The organism is Acinetobacter sp. T_3_1, assembly GCF_025377055.1.
GTDB lineage: Bacteria > Pseudomonadota > Gammaproteobacteria > Pseudomonadales > Moraxellaceae > Acinetobacter > Acinetobacter kookii.
This window is the reverse complement of sequence record NZ_JACHVD010000029.1, coordinates 1-16,928: the sequence shown is the minus strand read 5'-3', so window position 1 is coordinate 16,928 and position 16,928 is coordinate 1. Positions and strand designations below refer to the sequence as shown.

The 16,928-nt window shown below is 40.0% G+C and carries 16 protein-coding genes; 8 read left to right on the top strand and 8 right to left on the bottom strand.

The features are described 5' to 3' along the window. Positions 1-311: 311 nt before the first annotated feature. Positions 312-881: a peptidylprolyl isomerase gene (locus H4I94_RS15475; protein WP_092820977.1), complete on the bottom strand. Its 570-nt coding sequence runs from the start codon at positions 879-881 to the stop codon at positions 312-314. A 102-nt stretch (positions 882-983) separates the two neighbouring features. Between H4I94_RS15475 and H4I94_RS15470 the strand changes: the two genes are divergently transcribed. Then, on the top strand, positions 984-1,652 hold the full coding sequence (locus H4I94_RS15470; RefSeq protein ID WP_092820989.1) for an acetoacetate decarboxylase family protein: 669 nt from the start codon (positions 984-986) through the stop codon (positions 1,650-1,652). 53 nt (positions 1,653-1,705) lie between these two features. Here H4I94_RS15470 and H4I94_RS15465 read toward each other — a convergent pair whose 3' ends face one another. Further along, complete coding sequence (locus H4I94_RS15465) at positions 1,706-2,776, bottom strand: alpha/beta hydrolase (RefSeq protein WP_261183662.1); 1,071 nt, start codon at positions 2,774-2,776, stop codon at positions 1,706-1,708. A gap of 203 nt (positions 2,777-2,979) precedes the next feature. Here H4I94_RS15465 and H4I94_RS15460 point away from each other — a divergent pair, with 203 nt between their 5' ends. Then, positions 2,980-3,495: a hypothetical protein gene (locus H4I94_RS15460; protein ID WP_261183658.1), complete on the top strand. Its 516-nt coding sequence runs from the start codon at positions 2,980-2,982 to the stop codon at positions 3,493-3,495. Positions 3,496-3,695: 200 nt separating this feature from the next. On the opposite strand, the gene H4I94_RS15455 is transcribed toward H4I94_RS15460, so the two are convergent. Further along, positions 3,696-3,965 (bottom strand): hypothetical protein, encoded by a 270-nt coding sequence (locus H4I94_RS15455; protein WP_261183657.1) that lies wholly within the window; start codon positions 3,963-3,965, stop codon positions 3,696-3,698. A 945-nt stretch (positions 3,966-4,910) separates the two neighbouring features. Here H4I94_RS15455 and grpE point away from each other — a divergent pair. From grpE to H4I94_RS15430, 5 genes are all read left to right on the top strand, one after another. Beyond that, on the top strand, positions 4,911-5,459 hold the full coding sequence (grpE, locus tag H4I94_RS15450) for a nucleotide exchange factor GrpE (RefSeq protein ID WP_261183656.1): 549 nt from the start codon (positions 4,911-4,913) through the stop codon (positions 5,457-5,459). Between the two features lie 123 nt (positions 5,460-5,582). Continuing rightward, entirely contained in the window at positions 5,583-7,526 is a 1,944-nt protein-coding gene (dnaK, locus tag H4I94_RS15445) for a molecular chaperone DnaK (RefSeq protein ID WP_092820969.1), read from the top strand. A gap of 119 nt (positions 7,527-7,645) precedes the next feature. After that, positions 7,646-8,080: a hypothetical protein gene (locus H4I94_RS15440; RefSeq protein ID WP_261183655.1), complete on the top strand. Its 435-nt coding sequence runs from the start codon at positions 7,646-7,648 to the stop codon at positions 8,078-8,080. A 145-nt stretch (positions 8,081-8,225) separates the two neighbouring features. Next, positions 8,226-9,137 (top strand): M10 family metallopeptidase domain-containing protein, encoded by a 912-nt coding sequence (locus H4I94_RS15435; protein WP_261183654.1) that lies wholly within the window; start codon positions 8,226-8,228, stop codon positions 9,135-9,137. 119 nt (positions 9,138-9,256) lie between these two features. Beyond that, entirely contained in the window at positions 9,257-9,634 is a 378-nt protein-coding gene (locus H4I94_RS15430) for a hypothetical protein (protein ID WP_261183661.1), read from the top strand. Between the two features lie 92 nt (positions 9,635-9,726). Here H4I94_RS15430 and erpA read toward each other — a convergent pair whose 3' ends face one another. From erpA to H4I94_RS15410, 4 genes are all read right to left on the bottom strand, one after another. Beyond that, on the bottom strand, positions 9,727-10,062 hold the full coding sequence (gene erpA / locus H4I94_RS15425; protein ID WP_092820961.1) for an iron-sulfur cluster insertion protein ErpA: 336 nt from the start codon (positions 10,060-10,062) through the stop codon (positions 9,727-9,729). 117 nt (positions 10,063-10,179) lie between these two features. Further along, a complete protein-coding gene (locus tag H4I94_RS15420) occupies positions 10,180-11,190 on the bottom strand; it encodes a putative solute-binding protein (protein ID WP_261183660.1) in 1,011 nt (336 codons plus the stop codon). Positions 11,191-11,428: 238 nt separating this feature from the next. Beyond that, a complete protein-coding gene (locus H4I94_RS15415; RefSeq protein ID WP_261183653.1) occupies positions 11,429-12,439 on the bottom strand; it encodes a putative solute-binding protein in 1,011 nt (336 codons plus the stop codon). A gap of 235 nt (positions 12,440-12,674) precedes the next feature. Continuing rightward, complete coding sequence (locus H4I94_RS15410; RefSeq protein WP_261183652.1) at positions 12,675-13,682, bottom strand: putative solute-binding protein; 1,008 nt, start codon at positions 13,680-13,682, stop codon at positions 12,675-12,677. 239 nt (positions 13,683-13,921) lie between these two features. Here H4I94_RS15410 and H4I94_RS15405 point away from each other — a divergent pair, with 239 nt between their 5' ends. Further along, positions 13,922-15,856 (top strand): ATP-binding cassette domain-containing protein, encoded by a 1,935-nt coding sequence (locus tag H4I94_RS15405; RefSeq protein ID WP_261183651.1) that lies wholly within the window; start codon positions 13,922-13,924, stop codon positions 15,854-15,856. A 361-nt stretch (positions 15,857-16,217) separates the two neighbouring features. On the opposite strand, the gene H4I94_RS15400 is transcribed toward H4I94_RS15405, so the two are convergent. Further along, on the bottom strand, positions 16,218-16,613 hold the full coding sequence (locus H4I94_RS15400; RefSeq protein WP_261183659.1) for a hypothetical protein: 396 nt from the start codon (positions 16,611-16,613) through the stop codon (positions 16,218-16,220). Between the last annotated feature and the right edge of the window lie 315 nt (positions 16,614-16,928).

The window sequence follows — 16,928 nt, the reverse complement described above, 5'->3', positions numbered from 1 at the left end:
ATCAACCAGTAAAAATCCACACAAGTTGTTCTTCATAATCTCTTAATGATCTATTTTCTACCTCGTCAGTAGAAAATATAACGCAATACACATCTAACAACTTAACTTGTTCAGCTAAGTTCGTTTGCTGTATCGCGTCGGGATGAGCTCATTATAGGGCAATTTCGTACACGTGCAAGTGCTTTTAACTGATTGTTTTATTAAGTGTTGTATTTTTATGCACTCTTTTGGTTCATTTTTATTCTAATTTAAATATAAACATATAATTTTAAAGCAAAAATATGAATTAAATATTTCTGCTTTATTTTTTATTACTTTTTCTCTTCTGCTGCTTTAATGTTCACACTGATAATTTTCACAGCTTGCTTGGGTACATTTTGATGCATGCCAAAGTTTGCAGTCGGTACTTGGGTGATTTTATCGACCACATCCATGCCTTTAGTGACTTTACCAAACACCGCATAACCGGCATTCATCTGACTTCTGTTTAAAAAGTCATTGTCTACCGTATTAATAAAAAATTGGCTTGTTGCAGAATTGGGCTTGTTGGTTCGTGCCATCGCCAAAGTGCCACGTGCATTCTTTAACCCATTATAAGATTCATTCTGGATGGGTGCTTTGGTCGGTTTCTCTACCATGTTGGCATCCATTCCTCCACCCTGAATCATAAAGCCGGGAATCACCCTGTGAAAAATAGTGCCGTTATAAAAGTTATCTTTTATATAGGCTTCAAAATTTTTTGCAGAAATAGGTGCCTTGTCATTAAATAACTCTATTTCAATATTCCCCATAGACGTTTTCATTTCTACCAAGGTATTTGCAGCCATCACCTGCAAACTCATACATGCAGCACTAATAGCAAATAAGGCTTTATTTAACATTTCTTTACTCTTCTACGTTAAGTTGTAATTGTGAATGTCGATATATTAATCTTTCAATATAAATATAACAGCTTCTCTTTTTGAGATAAAACGAGTATGACAATGAGCAAAGAATTAAACACAACTACTTTTTCCCTTTATCCACCGTGGCATTTACATGGGGATGCTTTTATTTTGAATTACTGGTTAACACCCAAATTTATTGAGCAGCATCAGAATTTTTATATTGCTTCCTCTCCGATTGGCCGCGTGGTACAGGTGATTTTGGTTCGTTATCATGATTCTCCTGTAGGTCCATATGATGAATTGCTGATCTTGGATCATCCTTTAATCAGTAAAAGGCGCTTGTCTTCCATTCCTAAAATTTATGTTTCTACCGAAAGTTCGATGGTCAACGGTCAACACTTTTGGGGAATTCCAAAACAGCTGGCCCAGTTTGAATGGCTCATCCATGATGATGTGGTGTATTGCAAGATTTGCTTTGAACAGCAAGAAATGAGTTTGCACTTGCAGAAATATAAACATAGTCAGACGTTTTATGTGAATAGTCACCATTTACCTGCACGGCTGCTCAATATTTACCAAGCCTGGCAAGGTTTACGCTATCAATTCACTCCACAATTTCGCGGTAAACTCAGCAAATTAAAACAAGCCAGCTGGAAAAACACCCAGGACATTTTCCCTGATTTTTCTCAGGCCCGCTATTTACACAGTTTTTACGTGCCAGAATTTAGCCTCACCTTACCTAAAGCTAAAATTGAGAAAAAATAAAAAAGTGTTTCACGTGAAACACTTTTATTGCAGCTTGTTCTTAAGCTAAACAGCTAAGCGTGTTTATCCCAAAACTTTCTATAGTTTTTACTAATTTCAATAAAATACTTTTTAGCACGATAAGACACGGGTGTTAGATTGGCAAAACCATGCGCTTGATCGCTATATTCCTGATAATGCACCTTCACACCGCGATGACGTAATTTATGGGCATAAATTTCCCCTTCATCATGTAATACATCATGACCAGCAGTCACCACAAACGTAGGGGGTAATTTGTCATGCTTGCCATAGGTCGGGGAAATGAGCGGATCATCCAGTTCAACCTGATGGGTATCTGCATAATAGTGGGTCACAAAATCCACATCTTTACCGGTTAAAACCAGCCCTTCATTATAGGCATAAAATGAAGGATGACGGCTTTTAAAATCCACTGCCGGATAGAGCAGTAATTGGGCTTGTGGTGCATAAACTTTATGGGCAGCTCGTTGTGCAACCACGGTGCTGATATTTCCTCCAGCGCTATCGCCCGCAACTGAAATCCTATTTTTTAAGATTTTAAGCTGCTTTCTATTTTGATAGACCCATGCCAAGGCATCTTCACAGGTCTGAATCAGTTTATTCGGACTTGCTTCAGGGGCTAAAGGATAGTCAATACTCAAAACCTGTACTTTGGCATGTACTGCCAGTAAACGACAGACTTCATCATGCGAATCCAGACTGCCGACAACAAAGCCACCCCCATGAAAATACACCACCATTGGCAATTTTTTAGTAGGTGCAGGATGGTAATGTCGCGCGAAAATGGTTCCACTGTGTAAAGGTAAACGTAAATCTTCCACCTGTTTCACCGGTGTAGGTTTAGCTTTGATGGACTGCATTTGCAAATCAAAGCTTTTACGCGCATGGATAATATCTTCACTCACAAAGCCATTACTGCCACGTTTTAACTGGGCTGCCATCATGCATTGGATTAAGGGATCAAGTTCAGGATACTGATGCGGATATCTTAAAATTCTAACTAAAGATTTTTGTGCAAAACTGGGTAATCGGTCCAGAGTACGTGCAGCTGTACCTTGACCTTTTTCTAACACGGTCTGTAAAGTTCGGCTAAAAGCAACCATCATTGCATCTTCCTTTTATTTTAATCTTCACATTTTCTACATGGTCAGCCCATGCGTGACCATAATCTTATATAAGTCTAATCATCTGTATACACAGTAAAAACATTCATACGCTAATCTTCTTTTTAGACCTTGTCATTGACTATTTCCATGTATATTTCGGAGTGTTTTTGCTACTCCTTGCCACAAGAAGGATACACCTTATGGCTAAAAGACTGATTATACTCTCATTAGCTACGACATTTTTAGCTGTAGGCTGTGTGGCATTTCCTGAAGATGGTGGCTATTACAATGGCGCTTATGATGATCGCTACGACCATCGTTATGATCGCGTTTATGGTTCAAGTTATGACTATCGTTATGAACGTGAGCGGGATCGTCAACGTTGGGAATATCAACAACGCCAAAACCGTTTAGAGTTAGAACGTAAAAAACGTGAGTCTGAGCGTCGTCAGTGGGAACAGAACCGCCAGAAACAGTTTGAATGGGAACGTAAAAAACGTGAACAGCAACATCTATTGGAACAGCGGAAAAGAATCGCTGAACAGCGTCGCAATAACCAGTCCGACTGGAATCACCAAAAGCGTGAACTTGAACGTAAGCGCGCAGAAATGCAGCGTAAAAAGATGGATATACGGCAACTGCATAAAGTGCAGGAAAAACGCAGGGATCACCGTCGAGATTCAAATCATAGAGAACATCAGCAGCGTGAGAGATGATCTCATTCACCACTGCCAGTTCCTCCCCCGCAATATCCTTTATTTAATGAATCAACAATCCGGCCGAGTATCGAATACTGTGCTGATAAAATCATGATTCTCTCCGCAACGAAACTTTGCGATATCTCTTAAATAGATGATAGCAAAAGCCGAACTACCATCTATTGCTCAATCATCAGCTGAAAGCTTTCTCTAAGACTCTAAGAAGAAATCATCTCATCCTGGCGATAGCCTGGTGAATACTGGGCAGCTTGTGAACTTTGAGAAGCAGAGCCAGAGTGGGTAGCGCCCGCATGAACTGAAGTATCTGCCTGAACGCCAATTCCCCCCAGTTGTGCTTGAGTGGAAACACCCAGACCTGTGGTTACTTGAGCAGTCTCAGGATTTTGTGTGGTTTCGGCAGAAGTACAACCGACCGCAGTCAATGAAACAGCAATCACGCTTAAAGATAATAAAGCCGTTTTTTTCATCCATATTTTCCTTGTTGGTTAAGTTTATGAAGCAAAGTCCAACTTTGCGCTGCCTATCATTCAAAATTTTTATTGTGACTGCCCACCTGTTGAGTTGTAGTTTTGCGAAATCATGTAATTATTCACCTGTTTTTATAATATTAAAATTTTCAATTGAATTGCTTGTTTCAGCGCAAATTTAACCATTAAGATTTTGTATTTAATATTATTAATCCAATGTAAAACTTAGAAATATGACGCATTTCCCATCCTTTAGATGAGCATTTAAATTGTAAAAATCTATCAAAATCCTGATAAAATTTTGCTAAATAAATACATAAATTCTCTTCTTTTTTGTATTTGAAAAATTTCAGGCAAAAAAAAGCTTATCCGGAGATTGGATAAGCCTAGAAAACACATTTCTAAATACCAAGAAGAAACTACAGCGATAGAATCTGGGTTAAATAATAAGCGTACCTAGCATTTTTGTGAAATATATAATTTATAGCATATTGATCGTTTTTAAGTCTAAATAAACATCAAGAAATTCATTGCTTGCATGCTATGAACTTTCTCATACATATTATTATCAATAGCTTAATTCGGTTCAGGCTATTGAAACTGCTATTTCTGCCGTTCACTCCACTATAAATAATAGGCTTACTTAGATCAGGATACGCTAGTCACCAGGGTTCCACCTATGCTCTGCTTAACTTAGTCTAAATCCTGATATTTACCCGCAATCATCACATCATCTGACATTTTATTTTAGAAAAAATAATGCTTTTTAATAATTTTAATCAAATTAAACAGATTTAATTGCTTGTCTCGCTTGAATTTTTAGCGTCTGCCCCGAACTCTGTAGTAATCATGAATTATCACTCATGGCAGTTCAGGATTAACGCGGTTAGCACTGAGGCCAAAAGGACTGACATGTTTAAAAACCCATTCAAACGGAGTAAATCTATGGCAACTGAGCAAAATCAAGACGCTCAAGATCTAGGGCAAGAGCAAGCTGAGCAAAAAACAGCAGAATCTCAAGCTGAAACAGAACAAGCCGAAGTTTCAGTTGAAGATTTACAAGCCCAAATTACCCAGTTGGAAGAAAGTTTAAAACTTGAAAAAGCACGTACAGCCAATGCGGTCTATGAAGCACAAAAAAGCGTAGAACGTATTCAACGTGATGCTGAAAAGCATAAAGAAACGGTGATTGAGAAGTTTGCTAAAGAGTTGCTGGAAACTGTCGACAATTTAGAACGTGCCATTCAGGCGGCTGGTGATATTGAATCGCCATTACTTGAAGGCGTACAACTGACCCATAAATCGTTACTCAGTACGCTGGAAAAATTTAATGTTGTAGAAGTCAACATGAATAACGGTTTCAATGCAGATTTACATCAGGCAGTCGGTATCGCACCTGATGTCAAAGCAGGTGAAATCGGTACGGTATTACAAAAAGGTTATGCCCTTTCAGGCCGTTTATTGCGTCCGGCAATGGTCCTCGTGGGTCAATAAGGTAAAGAAATTCGAGAGTTTTTCTACTTTTTTTCATGTAAACAACTTGAAAAATTTTGAATGGCTCTCATATCGGATAACAAGCAAAAACATTGCAAAAAATAATTTTGAGGAAGCATCCAAATGGCTAAAATCATTGGTATTGACTTAGGTACAACAAACTCTTGTGTTGCCGTACTTGAAGGCGACAAAGTTAAAGTTATCGACAACGCTGAAGGCGCTCGTACAACTCCATCTATTATTGCCTATAAAGATGGCGAAATCCTGGTTGGTCAGTCTGCTAAACGTCAGGCAGTGACTAACCCTAAAAATACATTATTCGCAATCAAGCGTTTAATCGGCCGTAAGTACCAGGACCAAGCGGTACAAAAAGATATCGGTCTGGTACCTTACAAAATCATTCAGGCAGACAATGGCGATGCTTGGGTTGATGTCAACGACAAGAAACTTGCACCACAACAGATCTCTGCTGAAATCTTGAAAAAGATGAAAAAAACTGCAGAAGACTATTTGGGTGAAACAGTCACTGAAGCGGTAATTACCGTTCCTGCATACTTCAACGATGCACAACGTCAAGCCACTAAAGATGCAGGTAAAATTGCCGGTCTTGATGTGAAACGTATCATTAACGAACCAACTGCTGCGGCTCTTGCGTTCGGTATGGACAAGAAAGAAGGCGACCGTAAAGTTGCTGTATACGACTTGGGTGGTGGTACTTTCGACGTATCCATCATTGAAATTGCGGACCTGGACGGCGACCAGCAAATCGAAGTATTGTCTACAAACGGTGATACTTTCCTGGGTGGTGAAGACTTCGATAACGCGTTAATTGAATTCCTGGTTGAAGAATTCAAGAAAGAACAAAGCGTGAACCTGAAACAGGATCCACTGGCATTACAGCGTTTGAAAGAAGCTGCTGAAAAAGCGAAAATCGAGCTTTCTTCTTCTAATGCAACTGAAATCAACCTTCCATACATCACTGCAGATGCGACTGGTCCTAAACACTTGGTGATCAACGTAACACGTGCAAAACTTGAAGGTTTGGTGGCTGACCTGGTTGAACGTACCATTGAACCTTGCCGTATTGCGCTTAAAGATGCCGGTCTTTCAACTTCAGACATCTCTGACGTGATTCTGGTGGGTGGTCAGTCGCGTATGCCACTGGTACAACAAAAAGTACAAGAATTCTTTGGTCGTGAGCCACGTAAAGACGTGAACCCGGACGAAGCGGTTGCAATTGGTGCTGCAATTCAAGGTGCGGTATTGTCTGGTGACAAAACTGACGTATTGCTTCTTGACGTAACTCCATTAACTCTTGGTATTGAGACGATGGGCGGCGTGTTAACTGCGATCATCGAGAAAAACACCACGATTCCTGCGAAGAAATCTCAAGTGTTCTCAACTGCTGCAGACAACCAGCCAGCTGTAGACATTTCGGTTTACCAAGGTGAACGTAAGATGGCTCAACAAAACAAATTGTTGGGTAACTTCCAGTTAGGCGATATCCCACCTGCTCCACGTGGTGTGCCACAAATTGAAGTATCGTTCGACATCAATGCTGACGGTATCTTGAAAGTATCTGCAAAAGACAAGAGCACGGGTAAAGAGCAATCAATTCAAATTAAAGCAAACTCTGGTTTGAGCGATGCTGAAATTGAAGCGATGATCAAAGATGCTGAAGCAAATGCGGAAGAAGACCGTAAGTTCGAAGAACTGGCGAAAGCACGTAACGAAGCTGATGCTTTGGTTTCTAGCGCGCAAAAAGCAGTAAAAGATCTTGGCGAACAAGTGACTGCTGACGAAAAAACTGCGGTTGAAACTGCGGTTTCTGAACTTGAAGCTGCAACCAAAGAAAATGACGTTGAAGCGATCAAAGCGAAAACTGAAGCACTGCAAAACATCATCATGCCGATCACTCAACGCGCTTATGAAGCTGCGCAAGGTGCTCAAGGCGGCGCGCAAGGTTTTGACCCAAATGCATTCCAAGGTGATGCGGGTCAACAACAAAAAGCGGATGATGGCGTTGTAGATGCTGAGTTCACTGAAGTTAAAGATGACAAAAAATAATTTGTCGAATTAACAGAAAAAAGACCGCGCAAAAGCGCGGTTTTTTTTGGCTATCTTATAGGCAACAGGATGGATTTTGACTAACATATAATTATATAAATTACTTAAAAAATAAAAATATGCATAATTTTATCAAGCTTCTACTGATTGCTTCAGGCTTTGCAATCATGATGCTCTACCCGATGGGCAATCTGTTTATCGTATTACCCTCGAGTGTTTTTCTTTCTCCATTTAATTATTTGCAAGCTTTAGGTATAGAGGCGGCCTTTGCTCTTGGTTTCCTAATATCAGCAATAGTGTTGCTGATATTATCGGTACCTCAGCGCTACCCTTATGGAAAAGGCTTTATCTTATTGGGCTTGGGATTAATCAGCTATATTATTTTCCAGGTGTATAAATATGAAGTGAGCTTCTATGCTTTCAATCATCGAAATGTGAATTCTTACCATGTTAAATATTTAATTGAACTTATTATTTTTTTATTCAATTTTTTAGGTCTAATCTTCATCTATCATTCTAATTTGCCTAAACAAATTGATCAGTTTAAAAAATAAAGCTTAGGATGCTAAATTTCCTGAACTTAAGCATGACAAAAAATAATGTATCGAATTTAAAAAAGACCGCACAAAAGCGCGGTTTTTTGATTTTTATTTTTGCTTAATTGTTATACAGTATAAAAAATAATGTTTTTAAGCTTTTATGCGCTTAGTGCTACTCAGCCTTTTGGTCATCTTTCTTTTAGGCATGACCTATCAAACCCGAAATCATCCCCAAATTCGCAACAACAAGCTGCTGGATCGTATACAGCATCCTTTCGATACCCGGTTACGTTACCGCATTGCTGAAGTTGATCCGCGTTTTGGTCTGAGTGAAAATGAACTGAAACAGATTAGCCAGCAAGCCACTGACATCTGGAAAGCGGGTACAGGCCAAGACTATTTTGTTTATGATCCCGATGCCCAGCTCACCATCCATTTAATTTATGACCAACGCCAAGATGAATCGGTGCAACGTCGCCAGCAAATCGGACAAATTCAATACAACCAGCAAGTGTGGGTCAATAAAAATCAGCAACTGAAGCAATTCAAAGATGAGCTAGACCGTACCAATGCCATGCTCGAAGCGAGAAAACACCAATTAGGTCTGCAGTTACAACAATACAATCAGCAGATAGCCGTCATTAATCAGCATGGCAGAATCCCGCCTTCACAACGTGACCAGCTCATGCAGCAGCAAAATCAATTACAACAGCAAATTTTTGTACTGCAGCAGGAAATCAATATTTATAACCAGAAAATCCAGCAACTCAATCTGCAGGTCGATGAACTGAATCAGCTTAATCAACAGATTGATAGTTCTGTAAAAAGCTTTAATCAGCGCTTTCAGCCGCGATTATTTGATAAAGGTTCGTTTAATGGCAAGCAAATTAATATCTACGAATTTGAATCCGTTGAAGATTTACGCTTGACGCTGGCACATGAATTTGGCCATGCATTAGGCTTGAAACATAATCAGGACCCGCAAGCACTGATGTATCCGCTCATGAAAGAGCAGAACCTGCAAAATTTCAGATTATCCGCCGCAGACCTTGCCTTATTGCAAGCCCGTTAAAAGCTTACCTGGATACAATGCAAAAATCCCTTACTTTTTATAAGTATATGCATAGCAATACAGCGGCAATAAAACTGATTTCATGTTATTGTAAGATCCGAAATGACAACAGAAAATCTCTGGAGATGCGTGTGAGTTACTACCATATTCTTATTGAAGTAAATGATCACATCAGTACGATTGAACAGACTCGTGATATTGAAATTTTTGATATTATTGAGATTCAGCCTTATCTCCATTCCATTCTTTTGCCTTATTTCAATGAGCAACAGATTGAACTTGAAGATGAAAATATTGAATATAAAGATATTCTACATTTACAAGTCAAACAGACCCTGTTGCCTATTCAAGATTTGATTGAAGAAGAACAGCGCTTATTGCCAAGTGATACCGATATCACCATTAGCGCTTATGAAATTTTTAACAATCGCGATTTAAGCCAAGATGTGACTACCGTTATTTTTGATATTTTAGAAGCAGCTAAACTACAAGCTTAATCATTTAAATAGCTGGAAACTGCAACTCAGCAGGCTGACCTGCCATAAAAAAGCCCCCATGTTTGGAGGGCTTTTTATATTTGATTATTCGATTAAATTGAGAAAGATGAACCACAACCACAGGTTGTTGTTGCATTGGGGTTATTCACAATAAAACGTGAACCTTCCAGACCCTCTACATAATCAACTTCCGAACCGACAAGATATTGATAGCTGAGTGAATCGACCAGCATTTTCACATCGCCATTGACAAATTCAGCATCATCTTCATTCATGCTTTCAGCAAAGTTAAAGCCATAAGAGAAACCGGAACAACCGCCACCTGTAACATAAACGCGTAACATTAATTCTTGGTTGCCTTCGCTATCACGCAATTGGCGTACTTTATTCGCAGCATTGTCGGTCAGCACCAGAGCTTGGGCATTCATGTGGGATTCCTCTGTTCAATTCAGGTGTCTTGAAATATAAAAGACCATATATCAAGTATAGCATACCCAATATATGGTCAGTATTTACAGATTTAAAGTTAAATCAGACTATTTTTCTCAAGATTGTTTGTAGTTTTCATCCTGCAGACTACATTCGAAATTCTTTGGATCTTGCTTACAACGGAATTGCCAGAGCAACTTCATCATCCGTTTATCATAAACACCGCGTTTAGTTAAATCGACCCGCGACTCGCGCATGAGTTTCTGATAACCTGCCTTATCTGCTTCAGGAATTTGCATCCAGTATTTTTGCGGAATATCGGCTTTCATTTTGCCTAAAATCCCGAAGGCACGAGGTAACTGGCTTTTGACCCATTCACGTGACTTTTGCCCATATCCTGCTGGAAATTTATCTGGGCGAATAATCACATTACCAGTCACCTGTAAAATAGGATAATTCACAATCGCGCCCTTATTCCCTAAACCCTTATAGAGTTCTAAAGGTTTAAAGACGGCAGCAGGGGCACCAATAATATCGACCTGGCCATTGTTAAATTTAGCGCCAAAATTGGTGACATCTGCACTGATCGCTTGTGCACCCACTTGCTGCACCATAATTTTTTGCGCTTCGTCGTAATCAAGTACGGCAATTTTTTTGCCTGCGGCTTTCGCAACGGTATTGATATTACGGTCATTGACCATTAGAAAGGCATCGCCGACTGGAATCACGCCCACCACTTCATATTTACTATTCACCATATGTTTGGCAAAAGTCGGACTGGCTAAACCCTGCATGACTTTTACTGCCAGTTTTAAATCGGGAATTGCACCAATGGCATCCAGTGAACCGGTAAAATGGTTAAACTGACGACCGCGCATACCGGTCACACTAATCCCGTCGCACTTTCCAGCTTTAAAATCCTCAGCGATGACCGCTTCGTTTTGGCCTACACGTAATTCAATATCGGCACCCCAATTTTTGGCTGCCAATTGATAATCTTTCATCAGGGCAAAAACATCACCACTTTTACCCACTAAATCAAATACGCAAATCACTTGTTTGGCTTGAGTCATACTGGTAACTGCACATAAACCCAGACCAAGCAGCAGTGTTTTAGACCATGGCATCATGATTTTTTCTTCCTTGTATCATTATTTTATTCAATCTTGGATTGAATGGTTTTTTGCTTTTTTTATTCATCAGCCATTAACGGTTGGTCTTGAAGACCTTTTTTTGAGGCTGATCAAAATTTTACTGTTTTTTAAAGATTACGCCTTTTTTTACTCACCACAATGGCAAAGATGACACAATCCAAGCGACAAAAAAGCCTAGATTCAATCTAGGCTTTCCTTTTATAAATCAATATCATTCACCACCAAGTGAACATTCGAAATTCGCTTTATCGACCGAACAGCGAGCCTTTTTCAAAATCCCCATCATGCCTGCATCATAAATACCACGTTTGGTCATATCCATACGGCCTTCACGCAATAATTTCTGGTATTTGGTTTTATCTTCTGCATTCAGGTTCAATTTAAACTTGGCTGGAATATTGGCTTCCAGACGATTAATCAGGGCAAAACTTTTTGGTAAGTTTTTCACAAACCAATCACGTGATTTTTGACCAAAGCCTGCCGGAAATTGGTCTGGACGGATCACAAAATCTGCGGTCACCTGGAGTACAGGAAAATTAAACATTGCACCATTGGAACCTAAACCTTTATAGATTTCTAAAGGCTTATACGCATAGGCTGGTGCACCCACCATATCTACCTGTCCATTATTGAATTTTGCGACAAAGTTAGATACGTCAGAGATCACCGCTTGCGCCCCTACACGCTGCACCATAATTTTTTGTGCATCGTCATAACCCAATACGGCAAATTTTTTGCCTGCTGCTTTTTCAATCGAGTCAATCTGTTTATCACGTACAAAAATAAAAGCCGAACCTAAAGGTGAAATACCCGCCACTTCATATTTTTTGCCGCCTAAATTACTGACCATTTTCGGCGCATTACGTTTATCCAAAGCAAAAGTGATGGCACGCTGAGCAATCGCATTACTGGGTGCACCACCGAGAGCATCAATAGAGCCTACGAATTTGTTGTATTGACGAGCACGCATCGCGGTCATAAACACGCCGTCACATTTACCGGCTTTAAAGTCATTATCTGCAACTGCTTCATCTTGACGTGGAATAAGATTAATCTCCGCGCCCCATCCTTTGGCAGCCAGTGCCCATTCCTGAGCCATTTGAAAAGATTCACCCGATTTACCCAGTAAATCGAATACACATACATCGACTTTGGCAGCTTGCGCTGTGCTCGCTAAGCCGACAGCAGCAAATGTTGCGAATGTAAAAATCGTTTTTTTCATTATTTAGGTCCTTTTGGAATCTTGTTGTTTGACGAGTATCCGTTCACGCCACAAATATTAAGCAAGTTCATTCTAAAAAAATAGAGCATTTACTCCAATTAATCAGGCTTAAAATGCCAATATTTTTTCCATTTTTTAAGTTCACAATAAAAATCATAAGCTTATGTGATAACGATTTTTAGCTATAATTTATGAAATTTGCGCTATTTTACAAATGAATACAATAATGATGTCTTTATTCACCACTTAATGAACATTCAAAGTTGGTTCGTTCCACAGTACAACGGGCTTTTTTCAGCACCGTCATCATGGTCGGTTCATAAATTCCTTGCCTGGTCAGGTCTAAACGTCCATCCCGCAATAATTTCTGATATTTATCATGATCTTCCTTGGTTAAATTAACTTTATATCTGGCAGGAATTCCTGCTTCCAAGCGCTGCACCATCGCAAAGCTTTTCGGTAAAAGCTTTATAAACCAGCTACGCGATTGGTCTGCAAAACCTTCAGGAAATTTTTCCGGGCGAATCACCAGATCGGCAGTCACATTGACGACCGGAAAATTAATCATGGCTCCGTTAGAGCCTAAACCCTTATAAATTTCTAGCGGCTTAAAAGCATAAGCAGGTGCCGCAATCATGTCGACTTCACCATTATTGAATTTTTTCACAAAATTAGAAATATCAGACATCACCGGTACGGCACCGATACGCTGGACAACAATTTTTTGCGCCTGATCATAATGCAGAATCGCAAATTTTTTACCTTTTGCTTTCTCTATAGAATTAATTGATTTATCGCGTACAAAAAGATAGGCGATACCAATTTGCCCAATCCCTGCCACCTCATATTTTTCATTGGCAATGGTACTGATCAGCCGCTTTTTATTGCGTTTGTCTAATACAAAAGAAATGGCTTTTTGTGCAATCTGATTACTTGGAACGCCACCGAGTGCATCAATTGAACCGGCAAATTTGTTATAGGCACGGGCGCGCATTGAAGTCATGTAAAAGGCATCACAGACACCGGCTTTAAAATCTTTTTCTATTTTTGCTTCATCTTGATAGGGCATTAAATTGACCTCAGCACCCCAGTTTTTACTGGCTAAGCCCCATTCTTCAATTAATTTATAGGACTCACCGGCTTTACCGAGTAGATCGAATACACAGATATTCTGTTTTGCCTGGGTTAAACCGGAAAAACTCAAAAGTGTGAGCGTAGATAAAATAAAAGTCCTTTTTTTCATGATGTGCCTTATTCTTTTTTTGCTTATTGCTCTTAGAAAATCACTATAATTTTGTTTTTATAGTAAAAATAGAGCAGCTGAGGCCATTCTGACGAAAGGCTGTTTTTTACACAATTTGTCATATTTTTATTCATCTATTTAAAATCATGCTTTTATAAAAAGAATAATGCCCTGCCTTTTTCTTTTCTGAGTGGCTTCCTTTAGAATACGCACATCCTTCTTCTCTTTTAGATATTTCAATGATTCAGTTAGATCAACTTTCTATACGTCGCGGTGGACGTGTTTTATTTCAAAAAGCGTCTATGCAGCTACATCCAGGATGGAAAATTGGCCTAACCGGTGTTAATGGCGCAGGAAAATCGACCCTGTTCGCGGCATTGTTGGGTGGGATGGAATCGGATGGTGGTTCTCTGACCCGTCCCGCTGCCTGGACGGTGGCCCATATGGCCCAGGAAATTAAAGCGCTGGAGATGAAAGCCATCGATTTTGTCCTGTCCGGAGATGAAGAATATTGGGACATCCAGCACAAACTGGAACATCCTGAAGACCTCAATAATGAGGAGTTAGCGCATTTATATGGTCGTTTTGATGAAATTAATGGCTACTCTGCTCCATCCAAAGCATCACAATTGATGGCCGGTCTGGGCTTCTTTGAACATCAGTCTCAACTGGATGTTTCAAGTTTTTCGGGTGGCTGGCGCATGCGTTTAAATCTGGCCCGTACCCTGATGAGCCGTTCCGACCTGCTGTTACTGGATGAACCGACCAACCATCTCGATTTAGATGCGATTTTATGGCTGGAAGACTGGCTAAAAGCCTATGAAGGCACCCTGATTTTAATTTCGCATGACCGTGATTTTCTGGATGCCGTTACCGATCATATTTTACATATCGAAAATCAGGAGTTGACGCTCTATACCGGAAATTATTCCACCTTTGAACGTACCCGTAGTGAACGTCTGGCACAACAACAGCAAGCTTATGAAAAGCAGCTTGAAACACGGGCACATTTACAAAAATTTATTGACCGTTTTAAGGCCAAAGCCACCAAAGCCAAACAGGCACAAAGCCGGATTAAACAATTGGAACGCATGCAGGAACTTTCTGCTGCACATGTGGATACACCGTTTACCTTCAGTTTCCGTGAACCGACTAAAATGAGCTCACCTTTGCTGCAACTGGAACATGCAGATATTGGTTATGGGGACAAGCTGATTGTAACCAACGTCAATTTGCAAATCACACCCAGCAGCCGGATTGGTTTACTCGGGATGAATGGTGCCGGTAAATCGACACTGATCAAATCTTTGGTGGGTGATCTGAAACTGCTCAAAGGGACGCGCAAAGATTCTGAATTGCTGAATATCGGTTATTTTGCCCAGCATCAAATGGACGCCCTGGATGGGAGTGCCAGCCCAATGCTGCAATTGTCACGAATCGCGGACAAGAAAATCAGTGAAGCAACGTTACGTTCATTCCTCGGCAGCTTTGGTTTTAGTGGCGAACGTATGGACACCCCAAGTGAAGGCTTCTCCGGCGGTGAACGTGCGCGTCTAGCTTTGGCTTTAATTGTCTGGCAACGTCCTAACGTGTTGATTCTGGATGAACCGACCAACCATCTGGACCTTGATATGCGTCATGCCCTGACCATGGCCTTACAAGACTTTGAAGGTGCTGTGGTGTTGGTATCGCATGAGCGTCAATTGATCGCCAGCGTCTGTGATGAATTATTGCTCGTCCACAATGATCAATGCCGTGAATTCGATGGTGATCTGGTTGCCTATGCAGACTGGTTACGCCAGGCACGGATTGACCTGATGAAAAATGGTCAGAAACCTGCTGAACCCGTGAAGTCACAAGTAGAAGTAAAACCGGCAATTTCAAAACTCGATAAAGAGGCTCAACGTAAAGAAACTGCGCGCCGCCGTGAACTGAGCCGCCCGATTCGTAAAAATATTGAAAAAAATGAAGCACAGATCAGCAAGCTGCAACCACGTTTGGCTGAAATTGAAGTATTACTGGGTGATACGGCAATGTATGAAGCAAATCGTAAAGATGATCTACTCAAGCTGATGAATGAGCAAACTCAGTTAAAAAGCCTGCTGGAAACGGTGGAAGAACAGATGCTAGAGTTGATGATGGAACTGGAAGAGCTTGAAAGTTCTTTTGAATAAGGCATTTTTCCATTCTTAAGAAAAGCTAAAGTGATGCTTATTTTATGATCGCAGCACAATATTTAAGGTGTGCTGCGATTTTTTAATTTTTCTACACAACCATTCTTATAGCCATTTTAGCCCGCTATGGTGACCTATTGCAGCTGAAACAAGCTGATCCAGTCTTAGACTGAAAAATTGCCTTTAAATAAATTTTAAATTCAAAACCTGCCTTTTAAATTTAAAGTTTTTATCCACAACCACTCAAAATTCAAGTTTAAATTTAAAATAAAAGATCGTTTTATGCTGTGGATAAGTTATTTTTCACTTTTCTATTGAGCTAAAATGGCAGTTTAAAAACTTATCCACACAAAGCTTTCCACTATGTTGGTCGTTTAAAATTAGTTTTTTGACTTATCTTGAGCTGTTTTTTTTTGCGTTTTAAAAACCTGAGTTCGATTATTTTCCAGACGCCCTCCCTGACCCATAATTCCCGAATCTGTTTCTGATCCTGCAAACCAATCAAGACCTGGCAATGCTTTAAATCTTTATCATAATCAAATTCTTCAAAATCAACTGCGAGTTTTTGGGGCTTCCAGACACCATTTTTTACAGCATGCGCAATCCGGTCATAACGGACAAAATTGCTTTCCACACGACCTTCCTGCTCGTAGACCACTTTGAACTGTTCATGTTCATACTGAGCCAGAACCTCGTAATCTCCGCTAAAAAAGGCCTGAGTCCAGATATCGCGGATCTGTTTCAATTCTTGATCCATAGCGCCCACCTCGTCATATTGCATGATGATTTCCTCTTGCTTAGAGTCATCATGACAGAGGAATACGTCATTTTAATAAAAATAAAGATGGCTAAAAGTTAATCGGATTAAGATAAAAATAGCATAAAAAAAGCACCCCGAAGGACACTACTGTCCCACAGTTTACTTTAAATAAAAAAAACCTGAGTCTAAATAGTTAAAATATGAGTGCAAACAAACACTTTAACTATAAAGGACTCAGGTTTTGTCACATCAGAATACCGTATTTCATCAATTACTCAAACCCATTTTAAGACAAGATTTTGAACGTCTGGC